At 71.6% G+C, this 17,975-nt stretch carries 19 protein-coding genes; 4 read left to right on the top strand and 15 right to left on the bottom strand.

Annotation, left to right across the window (positions count from 1 at the left end):
* Positions 1 to 1,137 carry a PTS mannitol transporter subunit IICB gene (locus VFZ70_13320; protein ID HEX6256779.1) on the bottom strand — a complete coding sequence of 379 codons (1,137 nt, stop codon included), beginning with the start codon at positions 1,135 to 1,137 and terminating at the stop codon, positions 1 to 3.
* A gap of 179 nt (positions 1,138 to 1,316) precedes the next feature.
* Between VFZ70_13320 and VFZ70_13325 the strand changes: the two genes are divergently transcribed.
* Complete coding sequence (locus tag VFZ70_13325; protein ID HEX6256780.1) at positions 1,317 to 2,078, top strand: DeoR/GlpR family DNA-binding transcription regulator; 762 nt, start codon at positions 1,317 to 1,319, stop codon at positions 2,076 to 2,078.
* A gap of 40 nt (positions 2,079 to 2,118) precedes the next feature.
* Here the strand turns inward: VFZ70_13325 and VFZ70_13330 are convergent, their stop codons facing one another.
* The 5 genes from VFZ70_13330 to VFZ70_13350 form a co-directional block, all read right to left on the bottom strand.
* On the bottom strand, positions 2,119 to 3,459 hold the full coding sequence (locus VFZ70_13330) for a PhoH family protein (protein HEX6256781.1): 1,341 nt from the start codon (positions 3,457 to 3,459) through the stop codon (positions 2,119 to 2,121).
* Positions 3,460 to 3,518: 59 nt separating this feature from the next.
* Positions 3,519 to 4,055: a phosphoglycerate mutase family protein gene (locus tag VFZ70_13335; GenBank protein ID HEX6256782.1), complete on the bottom strand. Its 537-nt coding sequence runs from the start codon at positions 4,053 to 4,055 to the stop codon at positions 3,519 to 3,521.
* Positions 4,056 to 4,115: 60 nt separating this feature from the next.
* Positions 4,116 to 4,889: a polyprenyl diphosphate synthase gene (uppS, locus tag VFZ70_13340; GenBank protein ID HEX6256783.1), complete on the bottom strand. Its 774-nt coding sequence runs from the start codon at positions 4,887 to 4,889 to the stop codon at positions 4,116 to 4,118.
* Between the two features lie 96 nt (positions 4,890 to 4,985).
* Complete coding sequence (locus tag VFZ70_13345) at positions 4,986 to 5,774, bottom strand: exodeoxyribonuclease III (protein ID HEX6256784.1); 789 nt, start codon at positions 5,772 to 5,774, stop codon at positions 4,986 to 4,988.
* A 60-nt stretch (positions 5,775 to 5,834) separates the two neighbouring features.
* Positions 5,835 to 6,707, bottom strand: a complete 873-nt coding sequence (locus tag VFZ70_13350; protein HEX6256785.1) for a DNA-formamidopyrimidine glycosylase family protein — start codon at positions 6,705 to 6,707, stop codon at positions 5,835 to 5,837.
* A gap of 96 nt (positions 6,708 to 6,803) precedes the next feature.
* Between VFZ70_13350 and greA the strand changes: the two genes are divergently transcribed.
* Positions 6,804 to 7,283, top strand: coding sequence for a transcription elongation factor GreA (gene greA, locus VFZ70_13355; protein HEX6256786.1), 480 nt, complete (start codon positions 6,804 to 6,806; stop codon positions 7,281 to 7,283).
* Positions 7,284 to 7,331: 48 nt separating this feature from the next.
* Here greA and VFZ70_13360 read toward each other — a convergent pair whose 3' ends face one another.
* Positions 7,332 to 8,543, bottom strand: coding sequence for an arginine deiminase (locus VFZ70_13360; GenBank protein ID HEX6256787.1), 1,212 nt, complete (start codon positions 8,541 to 8,543; stop codon positions 7,332 to 7,334).
* A gap of 11 nt (positions 8,544 to 8,554) precedes the next feature.
* Entirely contained in the window at positions 8,555 to 10,447 is a 1,893-nt protein-coding gene (locus VFZ70_13365) for a DNA polymerase (protein HEX6256788.1), read from the bottom strand.
* Between VFZ70_13365 and VFZ70_13370 the strand changes: the two genes are divergently transcribed.
* Positions 10,382 to 10,966, top strand: a complete 585-nt coding sequence (locus VFZ70_13370) for a DUF4864 domain-containing protein (protein HEX6256789.1) — start codon at positions 10,382 to 10,384, stop codon at positions 10,964 to 10,966. The genes VFZ70_13365 and VFZ70_13370 overlap by 66 nt on opposite strands.
* Positions 10,967 to 10,973: 7 nt before the next feature.
* Here VFZ70_13370 and VFZ70_13375 read toward each other — a convergent pair whose 3' ends face one another.
* Complete coding sequence (locus VFZ70_13375) at positions 10,974 to 11,579, bottom strand: TetR/AcrR family transcriptional regulator (protein HEX6256790.1); 606 nt, start codon at positions 11,577 to 11,579, stop codon at positions 10,974 to 10,976.
* A 75-nt stretch (positions 11,580 to 11,654) separates the two neighbouring features.
* Here VFZ70_13375 and VFZ70_13380 point away from each other — a divergent pair, with 75 nt between their 5' ends.
* Positions 11,655 to 12,557 (top strand): alpha/beta hydrolase, encoded by a 903-nt coding sequence (locus tag VFZ70_13380; protein HEX6256791.1) that lies wholly within the window; start codon positions 11,655 to 11,657, stop codon positions 12,555 to 12,557.
* 56 nt (positions 12,558 to 12,613) lie between these two features.
* Here the strand turns inward: VFZ70_13380 and ilvA are convergent, their stop codons facing one another.
* The 6 genes from ilvA to VFZ70_13410 all read right to left on the bottom strand — a co-directional run bounded on the left by ilvA (position 12,614) and on the right by VFZ70_13410 (position 17,893).
* Positions 12,614 to 13,723, bottom strand: coding sequence for a threonine ammonia-lyase (ilvA, locus tag VFZ70_13385; protein HEX6256792.1), 1,110 nt, complete (start codon positions 13,721 to 13,723; stop codon positions 12,614 to 12,616).
* Positions 13,692 to 15,035 (bottom strand): HAMP domain-containing sensor histidine kinase, encoded by a 1,344-nt coding sequence (locus VFZ70_13390; GenBank protein HEX6256793.1) that lies wholly within the window; start codon positions 15,033 to 15,035, stop codon positions 13,692 to 13,694. The genes ilvA and VFZ70_13390 overlap by 32 nt, the downstream gene beginning before the upstream one ends.
* Entirely contained in the window at positions 15,032 to 15,733 is a 702-nt protein-coding gene (locus VFZ70_13395) for a response regulator transcription factor (protein HEX6256794.1), read from the bottom strand. The genes VFZ70_13390 and VFZ70_13395 overlap by 4 nt, the downstream gene beginning before the upstream one ends.
* A gap of 193 nt (positions 15,734 to 15,926) precedes the next feature.
* Positions 15,927 to 16,652, bottom strand: coding sequence for an SCO1664 family protein (locus tag VFZ70_13400; GenBank protein HEX6256795.1), 726 nt, complete (start codon positions 16,650 to 16,652; stop codon positions 15,927 to 15,929).
* Entirely contained in the window at positions 16,633 to 17,154 is a 522-nt protein-coding gene (locus VFZ70_13405) for a DUF3090 family protein (GenBank protein ID HEX6256796.1), read from the bottom strand. The genes VFZ70_13400 and VFZ70_13405 overlap by 20 nt, the downstream gene beginning before the upstream one ends.
* A gap of 91 nt (positions 17,155 to 17,245) precedes the next feature.
* Positions 17,246 to 17,893 carry a histidine phosphatase family protein gene (locus tag VFZ70_13410; GenBank protein ID HEX6256797.1) on the bottom strand — a complete coding sequence of 216 codons (648 nt, stop codon included), beginning with the start codon at positions 17,891 to 17,893 and terminating at the stop codon, positions 17,246 to 17,248.
* Between the last annotated feature and the right edge of the window lie 82 nt (positions 17,894 to 17,975).

Raw genomic sequence — 17,975 nt, forward strand, 5'->3', positions numbered from 1 at the left:
CTATGCCTCCTGTGGGCGTGCCTGGACGTTCTTGTGCGCCTTGGACTGCGCCTTGGCTTCCTCGACGTCCATCGCGGTCTCCTTCTCACCCGTCACGCGAAGGATGAACGCGGCACTGACGAACGAAACAGCGGTGGCGATGGCGACGCCGAGGAACATCCCGAAGAAGTTGCCCCGCGGCGTCACCGCGATGTAGGCGAAGATGCTGCCGGGTGCCGGAGTCGCCACCAGACCGGTGTCGGTGAGCAGGAAGGTCAGCACACCGGACGCCCCGCCGAGGATGGCGGCGACGACGGTCGCGGGACGCATCAGCACGTACGGGAAGTACATCTCGTGGATGCCACCGAAGAACTGGATGATGGCGGCGCCGGGGATCGTCGGCCGGACCTCCCTGGGACCGGCGACCCAGAAGGCCAGGAGGATGCCCAGCCCCGGCCCGGGGTTGGTCTCGATCATGAACAGGATGGACTTCCCGGTCTCGGCGGCCTGTTCGACGCCGAGCGGTGCCAGGACGCCGTGGTTGATGGCGTTGTTGAGGAACAGGATCTTCGCGGGTTCGACGATCACCGAGGCCAACGGCAGCAGCCGGTTGGTGACGAGGATGTCGACGCCGTTGCCGAGCACGGTCGTCAGGCTCTGCACGACCGGCCCGATCGTGTAGTAGCCGAGCACCGCCATCACGACGCCGAGGATGCCCTGCGAGAAGTTGTTGACCAGCATCTCGAAGCCCATCCTGATCCTGGGCTCCACCCACCGGTCGAACTGCCTGAGCACGTAGGCGGCGAGTGGTCCCATGACCATCGCGCCCAGGAACTGCGGGACGTCCGTGCCCGTGATCACTCCCATGGTCGCAATGACGCCGATGACCGCGCCTCGCTGCTCGTGCACCAACTTGCCGCCGCTGTAGGCGATGAGCAGCGGCAGCATGAACGTGATCATCGGACCGACCATCGCGTCGGCGATGGGCGCGTTGGGGATCCATCCGGCCGGGATGAACATCGCGGTGATCAGTCCCCATGCGATGAACGCCCCGATGTTGGGCATGACCATGGCGGCGAGGTTGCCGCCGACATGCTGGACTCGAGCTCGCCAGCCTCCACCCACTGATGGCGACGGCGCGACGTCTGGCGTACTCATATGGTGACCTCCTCGACACCATCCGTAAGTTCGGGCCTAAACCCACGGGAACGAAACAAAACCCACATCCAAACGTGAACGTACGGCAACAGACGGGGCACGCGCAAGCCCTTTTTCCGGCCCGGTTAACATGCCACACTGCACGAGTTGGCCGCCGTCCAGACAGCAGTTGAGCAGCCGTGTACGCACCTGAACGCCAGCGGGAGATCATGCGCCGCGCACGCCGCGACGGCCGGGTCGAGGTTGCCGTGCTGGCCGCCACCTTCGGCGTGACCACGGAGACCGTGCGCCGTGATCTGACACGGTTGGAGCGCCGCGGGATGATCCGACGCGTCCACGGCGGGGCGTTGCCGGTCGACCGGCTCGGGTTCGAGCCCGACTACGCGCAGCGCATGGATGTGCACCGCGCCGAGAAGCAACGGATCGGCGCCGCCGCGGTCGACCTGGTGCCCAACGAGGGCGCCGTGCTGATCGACGCGGGGACGACGACCGCACGACTCGTCGAGGCGTTCCCGACCGACCGGGAACTGGTGGTCACGACGAACTCGCTCCCCCTGGCCCGAAGCCTCGTCGAGCGCTCGAACGTCACCGTGCTGATGCCCGGAGGCCGGCTGCGACCACGCACGCTGGCGCAGGTCGACGTGTGGACGCAGCGCGTGCTGGCCGAACTGCACGTCGACGTCGCCTTCATCGCCACCAACGGCATGTCCGCCGAGTACGGCCTCACCACACCCGACGTCGCCGAGGCCGAGATCAAGCGGGCGATGATCCGCGCCGGGGGGCGCGTCGTGCTGCTCGCCGACTCGAGCAAGCTCGGTCAGCACCACTTCATCCGCTTCGGCGACCTCGAGCAGATCGACGTCCTGATCTGCGACGACGCGCTCGACGACGAGGCCGCTGCGGAGTTCCGCCGCCTCGGCGTCGAGGTGATTCTCGTCTGACGCCGAAGCGGCCCGTACGGACGGGCGCGCGACCGGGCGCCTAGAAGGCCATCGCCGCCAGCTCGGCGAGCGGCGAGCGGACCCCCTTGCTCATCGTCACGTGCCCGAACAGCTCGGAGCCCTTCATCTTCTCGATCAGCGCCGCCAGCCCCCCGTAGGGCGAGATGTAGGGGTTGTCGACCTGCGACAGGTCACCGCAGAACACGACCTTCGATCCGGCGGCCATGCGCGTGAGGATCACCTTCAGCGTCGGCAGCTCCAGGTTCTGGGCCTCGTCGACGATGACGTACTCGTCGGTGATCGACCGCCCCCGCAGGTAGGTGATCGCCGCCATCTCGAGCTGCCCGCGGTCCAGCAGCGAGTCCACGGCGGACTGCAGCTCCCGGTGCCCCGCCGACCACTGCCCGCCCGAGGTGTCGTCGCCGCGGAACAGCGAGTACAGGTTGTCGTGGACCGCGGCCATCCACGGCTGCAGCTTCTCGTCCAGGTCACCCGGCAGGTACCCGACCTCCTGACGGCCCACCGCCACGAGCGGCCGGTAGACCGACAGGCGCCGGTACGCGCCGGCCTCCACGACCTGCTCCAGCCCGGCGGCCAGGGCCAGGAACGTCTTGCCGGTGCCGGCCATGCCCATCAGCGACACGCACGGCACGTCGGGATCCATGAGCAGGTCCAGCGCGAACGTCTGCCGCACGTCGCGGGGGCTGACGCCGAACACGCGCGGCCGGCCACCGACCCGCTCGACGATCACCGGCCCATCCGGCGGACAGGACGCCACACGTGCCAGACCGCTCGACGACGCGCCCGAGCGCAGCACCAGGCACTGGTTCACCCACGCGCCGGCCTCGGCGGCGACCTCCGCCGACAGCTCGAGCTTGCCGTCACGGTGCAGCACGTCCAACGCGGCCGAGTCGACGTCGAGCTCGGCCATGCCGGTGTACCGCTCGTCGACCTCGACGGTGTCGGCGCGGTAGTCCTCGACCGCGACGCCGAGCTGGCTGCCCTTGATGCGCAGCGCGCTGTCCTTCGTGACGAGCGTGCCGGCCAGGCCGACGGCCACCGAGAGGATCCGGTTGTCCGGCTTGGCCGGATCCAGGTACGGCGGCAGCTCGCTGTCGACGTGGTTGCCCTCCACCCGGATCGTGCCGGCCCTGGGCAGGTCGACCGCGTCGCGCAGTCCGTTGGAGCTGCGTAGCCGCAGCTCCTCGATCAGGCGCAACGCCGTCCTGGCGTTGCGACCCACCTCGTCCATGCGGGTCTTCTGACGATCGAGCTCCTCGACGACCACCAGCGGCAGCACCACCTCGTGCTCATCGAACCGGTACAGCGCGTGCGGGTCCGCCAACAACACGCATGTGTCGAGCACAAACGTCGAACCCATCTGGCATCCTCCCCTGGTTGGACGAGCTACCGCTGCCGGTCCGCGGGCCGTTGCGGGTCCTAGGGCGGCGCCACCGCTTCGACGGCGACGCACTTCGGACCCTTGAACGTCAGGCGGAACCGCGCGCCCTTGCGCAGGTGGACGTCATCGATGTCCAGCCCGTCGCGGCCGGCGAGCGCGGCCATGACCGAGGGGATGACGTCGCCGTGCGAGCACATGACGACGTCGCCGGCCGGGCCGTCCGCCACGACCTGGTCGACCAGCGCGAGACCCCTGCCGCCCAGCCACGCCGACGCGACCCAGGTGTCGCCCGCGTCGACCAGTGGCACCGACGGCGCCTCACCGAGCACCTCGGCCGGTTCGACGTCGATGCCGAACCTGTCAGCCAGGGGCTGCACGGTCTCCACGCAACGCGTGAAGGGGCTGGTCAGGATGCGGACGATGGGTCGGGCGCCCAGCTCGACGGCGAGGCCCTTGGACTGTGCCCTGCCGGCCTTCGTCAGCGGCCGGTCCCGGTCCCGTTTGCCCCACCACCTATCACGACTCTGCGCCTTCGCGTGGCGCACCAGCTGTATGGAGGTGTCCGCATCGGTCATCGACGCTTCGCAGCATAGCCCAGCGATGCCACGTCGTGACATCTTTTTCGTCGGCGGTGGTCAGCGGCCGAACCGGCGCTTGCGCCCGGCGAAGTCACGCAACGCGCGCAGGAAGTCGATCTTGCGGAACGCCGGCCAGTACGCGTCGGTGAAGTGGAACTCCGAGTGGGCCGACTGCCACAGCAGGAACCCCGACAGGCGGATCTCACCCGACGTGCGGATGATGAGATCGGGGTCGGGCGTGCCGGTCGTGTACAGGTGCGGCGCGAGCAGCTCGGGCGTCAGCCCGTCGATCACCTGCTCGAGCGAGTCACCGAGCTCGAGCCGCTCCTGCAGCAGGCCCCGCACCGCGTCGATGATCTCCTGCCTGCCGCCGTAGCCGACCGCCACCTGGACGTGGAGCGCGGTGCCGGAGCTCGTGCGGTCGGCCGCATCCTTCAACGCCAGGCGCAGCCCGTCGGGCAGGGCATCGAGCGCCCCGACCGGGGTGATGCGGAACCCGCGCGCCCGGTTCCGCGGGTCGTCGGCGATGGCCGTCACCGTCTGACCGATGATGTCGGCCAGCTCCGCCAGCTCCGCGGGATCTCTGGAGAAGTTGTCAGTCGACAGCAGCCACAGCGTGATGTGCGCGATGCCGAACTCGTGGCACCAGTCGAGCATGTGCTGGATCTTGCCCGCACCGAGACGGTGGCCGTCCGCGACGGTCGACAGCCCCATCTCGCGGGCGTAGCGGCGGTTCCCGTCCAGGATGACGCCGACGTGTCGCGGGAGGACGTCATGCGGCAACGACGCGGCGAGCCGCCGCTCGTAGAGCCGGTAGACGAGGTTTCGCATCACGGTGTGCTCTGTCCGAAGGCCGACACCGCAGTGTACGAGGCTCCCAGGTGGCCGGCGGAACCTGCGCGGCCGGTGCGGCGCGCAGCGCTGCGGTCAGCTGCCGGCGAAGTCGACCACGAGTGGCGCGTGGTCGGACGGCTTGGTGCCCGGCACCTTCGTCGGCTTGCGGTACGGGCGCTGCACGACGCTGTCGGTCAGGCGTCCGGCGAGCCCTTCGCTGACCAGCGCGAGATCGATGCGCAGCCCGAAGCCTTTGTGGAAGTGCCCCGCGCGGTAGTCCCACCAGGTGAAGCCGGGCTCGTCGGGGTGCAGGCGGCGGAACGCGTCGACGAAGCCCGTGTCGACGACGGCCCGCAGGCGGCTGCGCTCGTCATCGGTGATGTGGGTTGCGCCGTGCACAGCGGACGGGTCCCACACGTCGAGGTCGGTCGGACACACGTTCAGGTCACCGGCGATGATGGCCGGGCCGTCCGCGAGCTCCGCCGCGCGCTCGCGCATCGCTTCGAGGAACAGCAGCTTCTGCTTGAACGCGGGGCTGTCGAGCGCCTGGCCGTTGGGCACGTAGGTGCTGACGACCCGCACGTCGCCGACGGTCGCCTCGACCCACCGCGCCTCGTCGACGGCGGGCTCGCCGCGCAATCCCGCCTGCACGTCGCTGAACCCGAGGCCGCCGCGTGCCAGGACCGCGACCCCGGCCCAGCGTCCCGCGGAGTGGTCGGCGGCCACGTAGCCGTGCTCCTCGAACGCGCCGTGCGGGAAGTTCTCGGCCGTGCACTTGGTCTCCTGCAGACACACGACGTCGGGCCCGAGGTCGTCGAGCAGCGCCAGCACGCGGGTCAGTCGGGTGCTGATCGAGTTGACGTTGTAGGTGATCAGGCGCATCGTCGTGTCCGTCGCGTCGCGTGCGTCGGGCGACGCCCGGGGCGCCGCCCGACGTCGAGCCTAGCCGTGCTGCCGTCCCCGGCCCCACTCCTGCCGGTCGACACCCAGCCGGCTGAGCGCATTGTCGGCGAGGATCCGACCGTCCGTCTGGCAGGCTGCGCAGTAGTTGACCGTGTAGCGGTTGTACGTGATCTCGCGGACCTCGTCACCGCAGACCGGGCACGGCTCGCCGGTGCGCGCGTGGACCTGCGCGGGCCGGTCCTTCGACGCGCTCATGTCGTCGCGGTCCCGCTCGGCCGCCAGGCCCTCGGCGATCGTCGCGCCGATCGCGGCGTGCAGGGCGGCGATCTGGTCGTCGTCCATGCCACGGGTCGCCGTGAACGGCGAGAGTCGCGCGCGATGGCAGATCTCGTTCGCGAGCCGCCGCCCGATGCCGGCGATCACCCGTTGATCCCGCAGGAAGGTGTGCAGACGCATGCCGTGCGCGCCGACGAGGCCCGCCAGGTCGTCGAGGGTCACGGCATCCGCTTCCGGGCCAAGATCGGCCAGCGGCTCCTGCGACAACGGATCACCACTGACGACCCAGACGCCTGCGCGCCGCTCCGTGCCTGCCTCGCTCAGCAGCAGTCGCCGACCATCCGTGAAGTGCCACCGCGCGACACCGTTGCGCGGTCGCTTCGACTTCGACGTGTCCGGCTTCAGGCGCCCGCCCTGCATCAGGTGCACGACGAAGGTCACCACGTCGACGTCGAGCAGGAGGTGCTTGCCGCGCGAGGCGACCGACGTGAGCACGTGGCCGTGTGCGGCGTCGGGTGGCGGCGAGAAGGTCTTGAGTGCGGTGAACGACAGCGGCTCGAACCGCTCGACGCCCGCGCCGCCGAACTGTTCCGTCAGCCGCTCGGCATGCGCCCTGATCTCGGGCAGTTCGGGCACGGTGCGCCTCCTGTCATTGCCCGCCGCGAACGCGGCGTCGCACGTCTACACTTCTCGCCTGTTCAATCGCCCGCCGACCGCATGGGGTGTCTCGCGTTGAGTGATACGGTCTGGCTCTCCCAGTCTGCCCACGATCAGCTGACATCGGAACTGGAGCATCTCAAGACCACTGGTCGTGAGGAAGCCGCACAGGCCATCAAGACCGCCCGTGCCCACGGGGACCTCCGGGAGAACGCCGAGTACGACACGGCGAAGGAGGAGCAGGGCAAGATGGAGGCCCGCATCCGCCAGCTCGAGGACATGCTGTCACGGGCGCAGGTCGGGTCCGCCCCGTCGGGCGATGTCGTCGTCGGCGGCAGCGTGGTCGACACCGTCGACGAGGACGGCGATGAGCAGACCTACCTCATCGGCAGTCGCGAGGACCGCACGACCGGGCTGACGGTCATCAGCCCCGACTCGCCACTCGGTCGCGCGCTCATGGGCACCCGCGTCGGGCAGGAGGTCAGCTACCAGGCGCCCGCCGGCGAGTTCTCGATCAAGGTCACGGGCGTCCGCGGTCTCGAGGAACGGGTCTGACCAGCCGCGCCGTCGGGCCAGCCGGCGGATGGACCCGGCCGCCCGCGATCACGCGGGCACGGGGTCGCGCACGACGGGGCACGACATGCACCGCGGTCCGCCGCGGCCGCGGGGCAGCTCGAAGCCCTCGATCGTGTGCACGGTGACGCCGGCGTCCCGCAGCCGGCGGTTGGTGTCGACGTTGCGCTCGTAGGCGAACACCTCGCCGGGGCGCAGCGCGAGCGTGTTGTTGCCGTCGTCCCACTGCTCGCGGTCCGCCAGCACCTCGTCCTCGGCCGTCGTGACGACCCGCAGCGCGTCGACGCCGAGCCCGCGTGCCAGTGCGGCCACCAGGTCCGGCTCGTCGGTCACCTGCATGCGCCCGGACGCTCCGGGCTCGATGCGCCACACGCCGGTGCCGGTCCGCATGCGCGGCCACAGGACGATCGCATCGGTGTCGACGACCGTCAGCACGGTGTCGAGGTGCATCGTCCCCCGCGTCTTGGGCAGCTCGACCGCCAGCACCTGCTGCGTGACGCCGGCGTCGAACAACCCGGCCGCCAGGTTCTCGACCCCGATCGGATGCGTCCGCTCCGACAACCCCACGGCAACGCAGCGGGGTGAGAGCACCATGACGTCACCGCCCTCGAGGGTGGCGTGCAGCCCCCTGGCGTCGCCGTACCAGATCGGCGCCGCGCCGGCGAAGTCGGGGTGGTGCTCGTAGATCGCCTCCCACAGGATCTGTTCGGGTCGTCTGGCGGGCATGGCCATCGGCGAGCGGACCACGCCACCGGCGATCCACGCGCTGGGGTCACGCGTGAACACCGCGTTGGGCAGCGGCGGCACCAGGAACGCGTGCGGACCGATCACGCCACCGACGAAGCCGGCGCGGGCGCCGGGAACCTCTGCAACGGTCAGGCCACCGATCAGGGTGTCGGCCAGCTCGTCGGCCGCCATGTCGCCGAGGTGACCACGCACCCGGTCGACGAGCTCGACCCCGCAGCTGTCGGCCGTCGCGCGTCGCGCGATGACGTCGGCGCGCACGGCGTCGTCGGCCAACGCATCGGTCAGCAGGTCGGTCAACAGCCGGACACGTACGCCCCGGGCCCGCAGCAGGTCAGCAAACGCGTCGTGCTCCTGCTGTGCGCGGTCGACCCAGACCAGCTCGTCGAACAGCAGGTCCTCACGGTTGGCGGGCGTGATGCGGCGCAGCTCCTTGCCGGGCCGGTGGAGGATGACCTCCCGGAGCTGACCGGTCTCGCTGGTGACCCATGGCTGCATGGCCCGGCAGCCTACCCGTCGGCGCCCCACCGCGGCCGCACGGCGACGTCCACGGCGGCCGGCACGTCACCGAGCAGTTCGCCCGCGGCGGCCCGCATGCCATCGACGACGTCGATCGCGACCTGGTCGGCGTCGGCTTCGGGCACCTCGACGACGAGCTCGTCGTGGACCGTCAGGACCAGTCCGCTCGACCTGTCCGGCGCGTCGCCGTAGCGTGCACGCAGGCGCTGCTCGACCTGCGCGAGCGCGAGCTTGGTCATGTCGGCTCCCGCACCCTGGATGGGCGCGTTGCGCGCCAGCAGGGCCACCCCGCCGCCCAGGTCACGGGGTAGCACGCGCAGCCGACCCAGCGCGGTGCGCACCTGACCGGTGCGTCGGCCCGCGGCCTCGGCGTCGGCGAGCCATCGCTCGACGCGCGGGAACGTGGCGAAGTACCGCCTGATCGTGTCCGCGGCGGCATCCTGACCGATGCCGGTGCTGCGCGCGAAGCTCGCGGCGCCCATGCCGTACATCAGACCGTAGTTGAGCGCCTTGGCGGCGTGGCGCTGCTGTGGCGTCACGCCCTCCTCGGGCACGTTGAACACCAGCGCCGCCGTCGCGCGGTGCAGGTCGCCACTGCCGCGGAAGACCTCCGACAGCGCGGGATCGCCCGACACGGCGGCGAGGATGCGCAGCTCCTGCTGGCTGTAGTCCGCGACGACGAGCATGTGCCCGGGTGACGCCACGAAGCAGCTCCGCCAGCCACCCTGCTTGGGGATCTGGGTGAGGTTGGGGTCGCGGCAGGCGATCCGCCCGGTACCCACGATCTGCCGCCAGTCGGCGTGCACCCGGCCGGTGACCGGATGCACGACCCGATCGGCCCAGTCCCCGCCCCAGTTGCTGGTGAGCTTGGCGACACCGCGGTACTCCAGCAGCGCCGCGACAGCGGGATGGTCGAGGTCGCGGAGCTGTTCGGTGCGGGTCGACGCGACCTCCACGCCGACGCGTGCCAGCGCGTCGCGCACCTGTTCCGGCGCCTCGAGGTTGACCGGCTCGGGCCCGAACAGGTTGCGCGGGCTGTCGGCGGTCACCAAGGTCTCCTGCGCCGTCGATTCGAGCGCCGGCAACCGTGCCTCGAACTCGCGCATCAACACCGACCACCGCGCCGCGTCGAACCCGACACCGCGCAGGGCGAGCCCCGCGAGCACCGGCAGCGCCGCGAACTCGAGCCTGGCGATCCGGCCCAGACGGTGACCGGTCAGCTCATGGCGCTGCTGGTCGAACACCGACCACGTCGCCGCCGCATCCGCGGCCGCGTAGTCGATCAGGTCCTGCGTCAGCGTGCCACCGTTGACGAAGCCCGAGCGCTGGCTCTTGTCGAGCGTGACGCCCAACCGGAACGCCGCCATGTCAGCCAGCCCGAGTCCCGCCGACGACTCACCGCCGTCAAGCAACTGCTGCGAGAGCATGGTGTCGGCCACGCGTTCGACGCGCAGGCCGGCGCGCGCGAGGAAGCGGAGGTCGAACGCGGCGTGGTGGAACACCTTGGCGATGCCGACGTCGCCGAGCAGGTCGGCGAGCACGGCCGGCTCGACGTGTGCGGTGTCGACGACCAGCACCGGGTGGCCGGGGCCCGCGCTGACCTGCACCAGCCGCAACCGGTCACGCCATGGATCCCACCCGGTCGTCTCGGTGTCTACCGCCACGAACGGTCGACGACCGATCGCCGCCAACCACGAACGCACGACCGTCCCGTTGCGCGCCACGACCGACTCGACCACCCGTGCAGTGTGCCACCGTCGGGGCGGTGTCCCGCTGCCGCGGCCGGCCCCGCCGTCGGCCCCTACAGTTGTCCACACATGCCCGCCACCGACGAACACGCCGGGAGCAGGCCGCGTGGGCCCGGTGCGCGGCGCGTGCGCCACCTCGTGCTCGCGATGTCCGTGCTGGTCGTGGTTGCGACGGGCTGCGTGTCGCCGACCACAGAGGTCGCCGACGCACCGCGCGCGACCGACGCCGCCGGCACCCCGGACCGCCCGGAGGCGACGGGTCCACCCGATGATCCGGACGTCGGTGACTGCGCCGGCGACCTCGCGGCGCTCGACGCCGTGATCACCGAGCAGTTGGCGGCGTTCGCGGCCGACGACTGGGAGGGCGCCTGGGCGTTGACCAGCCGGCAGTTCCGCGCCGCCGGCGTCGACGCCGAGGGTCTGCGGCAGATCGTGACGTCCGGCTATCCGGAGGCGGCCGACGCGGCGGCGCACGACGTGCTCGGCTGCGCACTGGTCGGCGACGAGGCGCAGGTGCTGATCGAGGTGACGTCGACCAACGGCGCCACGACGGGACTCGTGTACCTCATGACGCGCGAGGAGGCCGGCTGGCGCGTGTCCGGCGCGGTCGAGCACGCCACCGGCGCCAGCGAACCGGCGACCATCCGCACCTGACCCGGGCTCACGATGGCGGCAGTGCGCGGTCGAGCGCATAGCTGATCGCCGCACGGCCGTCCTCGATCGTCAGGTGTCCGCCCAGCACGCCCTGGGACACGCTGGTCAGCGTCGACACCAGGACGATCGCCTCCCGGCCGGGGTCGATGGATGTCGGCGCCCGGCCGGCGGCCTGCGCCGCGCGCACCATGCCCGCCACCGTGTCGAAGAGACCGCCGGTCATGCGACGCGCCTCCGCCCGGGCCAGGCCGGTGTGGGACAGGGCCGCGGCCTCGAACACGACGAACAGCAGCATCGTCGTGCGGCTGACCTCGTCGTCGGGGAAGAGCTCGTCGAAGATGGCGGCGACGACCGCCCGCTCGCTTGGTGCATCACCGAGCTCACCGGTGCGGGACCGGATGCGCTCCACCGCTCGCTGACCCAGGTGCTCCAGCGCGGCGACCAGCAGTGCGTCCTTGGTGCCGAAGTAGTACTGGATCAGGTTGACCGAGACGCCGGCCTCCCCCGCGATCTCCCGGAAGCTGGCGCTGTCGAGCCCGCCGCGCACGGTGATGCGCCACAACGCCTCGATGATCTGCCTGCGCCGGGCGTCATGGTCGACCTGCTTCGGCACGTGCCACCTCTTCGTCGCGACGTTATAGTACACTCGTACGAAGACAACCCGGTGCCGGGGCTGAGGATGACCGACGTGAAGCTCACGACGTTCAGGAAGCCCGACGACGAGCGGCGCTTCGACGAGATCTACGCCCGCCTGCGCGCGGAGCGGTGGCCGTCACCGCCGTCGGAGACCGATGTCGGCACCCGGCTCGGCACGGCCCACGTGTTCTCGTGGCCGGGCGACGGGGTTCCGCTGCTGCTGCTGCCGGGGTGGGGTGCGACGTCGTTGATGTGGGCGCCGATGCTCGTGCACGGCTTCGGTGGGCGGCCCGTCCACTGCGTCGACGTGATCGGCGACGTCGGCCTGAGCGTGCAACGCGCCCCGATCGCGACGCTGTCCGACCACCTGCCGTGGCTCGATGCCGTCGCGGTCGGGCTCGACCTCGACCGGGTCCACATCGTCGGCTCCTCCTACGGCGCGCTGCTGACGCTCGTGTGGGCCGGGCGCACCCCCGAACGGGTCGCCACCGCGACCCTGCTCGATCCCGGTGGGCTGGTCGACATCGACATGAAGCGGTTCATCGCGTGGGGCATGAAGGTCTTTGCCGCAGCGGTTGCACCGATGCCGATCCGTCGCCGCGCGGCCGAACGTCTGCACGCCCGGATGATCCTCGACACCGACCTGTTCCAGCTGGGACGGCTCGCCAACTTCGCGACGGCCCACCACGATGCTCCCGACGCCGCGGCCGCACTCCCGGACGCGGCCCTGCGGGCCGTCACGTCACCGACGCTGGCGCTGCTCGCCGAGCACAGCGCGATCATGCGGCCGGAGGCGGCCGCCGCCCGGGCGCGAGCCCTGCTGCCTGACGTCACCGTCGAGATCGTGCCTGACGCCGGCCACGGCCTCCCGTTCGACGACGCCGCAGTGGTCGCCGCCCGCGTGCGGCGCTTCCTGGACGCGTACGGCGCCGGGAACCGACCGGCCACCGGCTGAGGTCACGTGTGGGCCCTCCGTACGATGGCGCGGGTGTGTCAACGGCTGATGTGGGATCAGCGCTCGATCGGGTAGCCGGCGCTGCGCAGGCCGCTCAGAACCGTCTCGGAGTGATCGGCGCCCCGCGTCTCCAGCGCGAGCTCGAGCTCGACCTCCATCAGCCCGAGCTTGGGCCTCAGGCGATGGTGCTCGACGCCGACGACGTTGGCGCCACAGCCGGCGATCAGGTCCAGCACGGCGGACAGCGCGCCCGGCCGGTCCTGCACGCGTGTGCGGAACGCCAGGTAGCGACCCTCGCCGACGAGACCGGACTGGATGATGCGCGCGAGCAGGAGCGGGTCGACGTTGCCGCCGCACAGCAGGACCACCACCGGCTCGACCAGGTCGGTCACGGCGCCGGCCAGCAGCGCCGCGAGCCCTGCGGCGCCGGAGGGCTCGACCACCTGCTTGGCGCGTTCGGCCAGCAGCAGGACCGCGCGTGCGATCGTCTCGTCGTCGACCGTGACGACCTCGTCGACGAGCGCGGCGATGTGCTCCAGCGTGAGCTCGCCGGGTCGCGACACCGCGATGCCGTCCGCGATCGTGTCGCCCACCTCGACGGTGACGGGAGCGCCGGCCGCGAGAGACGCAAGGACCGCCGCCGCACGCTCGGCCTGCACCCCGATGATGCGTGTGCGGGGCGAGCGCGCCCGGACGGCGGCGGCGACGCCCGAGATCAGGCCTCCGCCGCCGATCGGCACGACGATCGTGCCCGGGTCGTCGATCTCGTCGACGATGTCGAGCCCCAACGTGCCCTGGCCCGCGATGACGTCGGGATGCTCGAACGGGTGCACGAACACCGCATGTCGCTCGCGCGCACGGGCGGTCGCGGCGTCCAGCGCCTCGCTGACCCCCCCGTCGACCAGCTCGATCCGCGCACCGTAGCCACGGGTGGCGGCCACCTTGGGCAGCGGAGCACCTGCGGGCATGAACACCGTCGCGCCGACGCCGAGCAACTGCGCGGACAGCGCGACGCCCTGTGCGTGGTTGCCCGCCGACGCGCACACCACCCCGTGCTCCCGCTCCGCGGGCGACAACGATGCGATGCGGTTGTAGGCACCGCGCAGCTTGAACGACCCTGTCCGCTGCAGGTGCTCACACTTCAGCAGGACCTGTGCGCCCACCATCGACGACACGGCGCGCGACGGCTGCACCGGCGTTCGTGCGACGACGCCCGACAGCGTGGCGCGCGCCCGCTCGATCTGATCGATCGTCACCAACCGGCCCATCGGTCACCTCGCTCGCTGCCGGGGAGGAGATCGTACGGCGGACAGCGCGCGGCAGGTGCACGGTCACGCGCCCACCGGGCTGCGGATGGATGCGCAGCGATCCGCCGTGTGCCTCGACGAGCCCACGGGCGATCGGCAGGCCGAGGCCGGCACCGCCGCGTGTGCGCGCGTCGTCGAACCGCGTCGAGACCGCCGTGGCGCGGGCGCGGAACGACGGATCGAATCCCGGGCCCTCGTCGGTGACCGCCAGCGTGACGTGGTCACCGCCACCGACGACCGCCACGTCGACGCTCGTGCGCTCCGGTGCGTGACGCAGGGCGTTGTCGAGCAGGTTGCGCAGCACGCGGCCGATCGCGTGCGGATCGACGATCGCGGTCGTGTCCCCGTCGGCCGACATCGTCAGCTCGAGCCGACGTCGTTCCGCGATCACCTCCAGGGAGGTCACCGTCGTGTCGGCGAGCTCGGCGAGGTCGACGGGCTCCGGTGACAGCGTCAGCTCGCCCCGCTCGATGCGCGCCAGCGTGAACAGATCGTCGACCAGACGGGCCAGCACGTCGACGTCGGCGGCCATCGCATCGAGGTAGCGCGCCGGGTCGCGCGCGACACCGTCCTGCAGCGCCTCGACCGCCGCGCGCAGCGACGCCAACGGTGTGCGCAGGTCGTGGCCCAATGCCGCGAGCAGATCGCGACGCGCGGCCGCGTCACTGCGCCGCGCGCGATCGGCGGCGGCCAGGCGGGTGGCCATGTCGTCGACCGCCGCCGCCAGCTCACCGACCTCGCCGGAGCGGTCGACCTCCGCGCGCGCGTCGAGGTCACCGTCACCGATGCGGTGGGCCGTCGACGCCAGCGTGCCGAGATCGGCGGCGAGCCGCTCGCCGATCCAGCCGGCCGCGGTCAGGCCGACCGCACTTCCCACCGCGAGGGCCAGCAGCACGAGCCGCGCGTCGTGGGTGTCGACCACCATGACCGATGCCGCCCCGGCGACGACCAGGCCCGCGCCGCCGAGCGCGACGAGCACCATGGTCCGCATGGCACCGGCGATCGTGCGGACCCGTCGCACGGCCACCAGCGCGATCAGCGCGGCGATCGCGGCCGGCACCGCGAACAGGACCACGAGCAGCAGCCAGTCCTGCGGCGTCGGCCGGAGCAGCGGCAACGCCACGACGGCGGCCGCCACGACCGCCACGACCAGCGCGGCGATGCGGGTCACGGATCGAATCGGTACCCCACCCCCCACACGGTCGTGATCCAGCTGTCGTCGCCCCGGGGCCCGAGCTTGCGGCGCACACGGCCGACGTGCACGGTGACCGTTGCCGGGTCCTGCCACTGGGCCGACGAGTCCCAGACCTGCTGCAGCAGCGTCTCGTGCGTGAACACGCGCCGTGGCACGGCGGCCAGGCATGCGAGCAGATCGAACTCCTTGGGCGTCAGCTCGACCAGCCGATCGCCGACGTGCACCTCACGCGACGCGACGTCGATGCGCAGCTCACCGGCACCGAGCGTCCCTTCCGGTCGTGGTCCGGTGTTGGTCGCACGACGCAGCACCGAACGCACACGGGCGACGAGCTCGCGCGGGCTGAACGGCTTCGTCACGTAGTCGTCGGCCCCGAGCTCGAGGCCCATGATGCGGTCGATCTCGTCGTCGCGCGCCGTCAGGAGGATGATCGGCAGGTCGGAACCCTGCGCGCGCACCTCGCGCACCAGGCTCAGCCCGTCGCCGCCGGGGAGCATGATGTCGAGCACAGCGAGCGCGGGCCGGTGCCGGTCGAGCAGGGTCCGGGCCTGCGGCGCGTCCGCGGCGGTCAGCACCCGGTAGCCGTCCCGCCGCAGGTAGTCACCGACGACCTCGCGCACCAGATCCTCGTCATCGACGACGAGGATCACGCCGGCGTCGGCACCGTCTGCCACACTGCGCAGCGTAGCGATGCCGGGCCGGTGGTGTCGGTCGTCCCGGCATCGTTGCGTCGACACCGTCCGAGCCCGACCGGCCCGAGCGACGGGCACGGATCGACGACGCCGATGCTGGCCCCGGTGTTGTGCTCGCTGCCGGTCTCCACCTGCGTGCGGCCGGTCGACACACCACAGGTCCGTGCCGGTCGCGTCACACGGGGGGCCACGGGTACGGCCGGCGGTCGGCGGGTGGATCGGGCAACGCCTCGGTGGCCGCGAGCAGGCCGGCACGCCGCGCGAGCACGGCCACCTCCTCGGCCGTCAGCAGATCCTCAAGCAACCCGTCCCCGGCCCGCAGCGCGGTGGCGAGGCGCTCCAGATCGGTGCGCCACACGTCGGCGATCGCCGCCGCGCCCAGATCCCAGATCACCGTGCGCAGCTTGGGCTGCGGATGGAACGTCAGGCCGTGGTCGATGCCCACGAGCCGGTCGTCGTCACGGACGCGCAGCACATGGCCGCCCTTGCGGTCGGCGTTGTTGACGAGCAGGTCGAAGGTCGCCAGCTGCGCCAGCCGGGGGTGGAGCGCCGGATCCGCGACCAGCGAGAAGTAGTGGTCGGCCGGATCGTGTGGCACGAACTGCTGGACCGAGCCCTGGCCGTGCGGACCGTCGCGCAGGACCGTGGGAGGCACCAGATCCCACCCCAGGAACGCGCTGACGCGGTAGGCGGCGACCTCGCGGCGGCACAGTGAGCCTGGCGGGAAGTCCCACAACGGCCGTTCGCCGCGACGCGGCTTGTAGACCGCGAACCGCTCGTCGTCACCGCCGAGCCGCACGAGCAGCGTGTGGTTGCTCGCGCCCGACAGCACACCGATGACCTCGAGCTCCGCGGTCCGCAGGAGCTCGACGGCGGGCGCGTCAGACGGTGAGAGGTCCATGGCCGTTGGTCGCCGGGCACACGTGACCGTCGACGGGGTCGATCGGACGACCGCACAGGCGGCAGCGCTCACGCGCACCCGCCTCGACGGCGTAGGCCGCGTGCGCGGCCAGCGCGACCAGCTGGCGCTGGTCCATCCAGAACCGGGCGACCGCCGGTTCGGTGTCCGCCTCGTCGTCGACGAACTCCTGGACCTCCAGCACGAACTGCCCACCGCCGGTGTCCATCCCCAGGCTCATCGAACCGGCCCGCCAGATCGGCTCGACCGGCTGCCGCAGCGCCTGCCCGGCCGTGTCGAGGTCGTCAGGGGTGACGGTCACGTCGACGCGGCCCAGCAGCTCCTGCGCGAGCTGCGCGAGCATGCGCACCTGCTCCTTCTCGACGACCAGCGACACCATGTCACCTGCGCGCCGTGCCTGGATGTAGAACGTGCGTTGTCCGGGCTCGCCGACGGCGCCCGCGGTCAGCCACTCGACGGGGCGGTATTCGAACGACGCCGTCATGGTCGTCGCCCGATCACGTCGCGGGCGGCGCGGTGCCCCACCCCCACCCCACATGCGGCGGGGGAGCACGACGCGTCGCGCCTGTCTGCGGTCATGACCTGCCCTTCGCCTTCTTCCTGCGTGGCGGTCGGAAGTCCTGCGCGCGCAGCGGCCCGTCGTCGTTGAAGCGCAGCAGCGTCGGGCGTCCGCCGGGTGACAGCGCCATGACGGTCACCGACGCCGGTGCGACGTGCAGCCGCTGGAAGGCGTCGAGCGGCAACGCCAGGTAGAACGCGACGAGTGCCTTGATGACGTCGGCGTGGCTGACCGCCACGATCACCCCGCGCTTGTGCCGGTCCACGAGCTGCTCGACCGCATCCGCGGCACGGACCTGCGCGTGCCGGATCGTCTCGCCCTCCGGGAATGCTGCCAGCGACGGGCGGGCCTGGATCACCGGCCACATCCTGGTCCGTGCGACCGCCTTCAGTGGACGGTCGGTCCAGCGGCCGTAGTCGACCTCGAGCAGACCGTCGCAGGCCACCGGCTCGCGCCCCACGGCCTCGGCGACCAGCTCCGCGGTCTGCCAGGTCCGTGCCAGCGGGCTGGCGTAGACGGCCCGTACGGGCAGTGCGGCGAGGCGCGCGGCCGCGGCGCGCGCCTGCTCGCGGCCGGCCTCGCTCAGCTCGGCCTGCGTGCGCCCACCGAGGCGGTGCCCCGTCGCGGCGGTCACCCCGTGGCGGACGAGCAGCAGCGTCGTCACGGATCAGGCGTCGAAGCGACGCGCCACCGCAGCAGCGAGGTGCCGGAACGCCTCGCGGGTCGCCGGACGGAGATCGTCGAGA

Source organism: Euzebyales bacterium, from assembly GCA_036374135.1.
Taxonomy (GTDB): Bacteria; Actinomycetota; Nitriliruptoria; order Euzebyales; family JAHELV01; genus JAHELV01.

What these genes read in the sequence shown, in the direction of transcription:
- VFZ70_13370 (HEX6256789.1), top strand. Translation starts at nt 10,382, where the DNA reads ATGCCCGCCACCGACGAACACGCCGGGAGCAGGCCGCGTGGGCCCGGT.
- VFZ70_13320 (HEX6256779.1), bottom strand. Translation starts at nt 1,137, where the DNA reads ATGAGTACGCCAGACGTCGCGCCGTCGCCATCAGTGGGTGGAGGCTGG.
- ilvA (HEX6256792.1), bottom strand. Translation starts at nt 13,723, where the DNA reads ATGGTGGGCGCACAGGTCCTGCTGAAGTGTGAGCACCTGCAGCGGACA.
- VFZ70_13360 (HEX6256787.1), bottom strand. Translation starts at nt 8,543, where the DNA reads ATGCAGCCATGGGTCACCAGCGAGACCGGTCAGCTCCGGGAGGTCATC.
- VFZ70_13335 (HEX6256782.1), bottom strand. Translation starts at nt 4,055, where the DNA reads ATGACCGATGCGGACACCTCCATACAGCTGGTGCGCCACGCGAAGGCG.
- uppS (HEX6256783.1), bottom strand. Translation starts at nt 4,889, where the DNA reads ATGCGAAACCTCGTCTACCGGCTCTACGAGCGGCGGCTCGCCGCGTCG.
- VFZ70_13330 (HEX6256781.1), bottom strand. Translation starts at nt 3,459, where the DNA reads ATGGGTTCGACGTTTGTGCTCGACACATGCGTGTTGTTGGCGGACCCG.
- VFZ70_13345 (HEX6256784.1), bottom strand. Translation starts at nt 5,774, where the DNA reads ATGCGCCTGATCACCTACAACGTCAACTCGATCAGCACCCGACTGACC.
- VFZ70_13400 (HEX6256795.1), bottom strand. Translation starts at nt 16,652, where the DNA reads ATGGACCTCTCACCGTCTGACGCGCCCGCCGTCGAGCTCCTGCGGACC.
- VFZ70_13405 (HEX6256796.1), bottom strand. Translation starts at nt 17,154, where the DNA reads ATGACGGCGTCGTTCGAATACCGCCCCGTCGAGTGGCTGACCGCGGGC.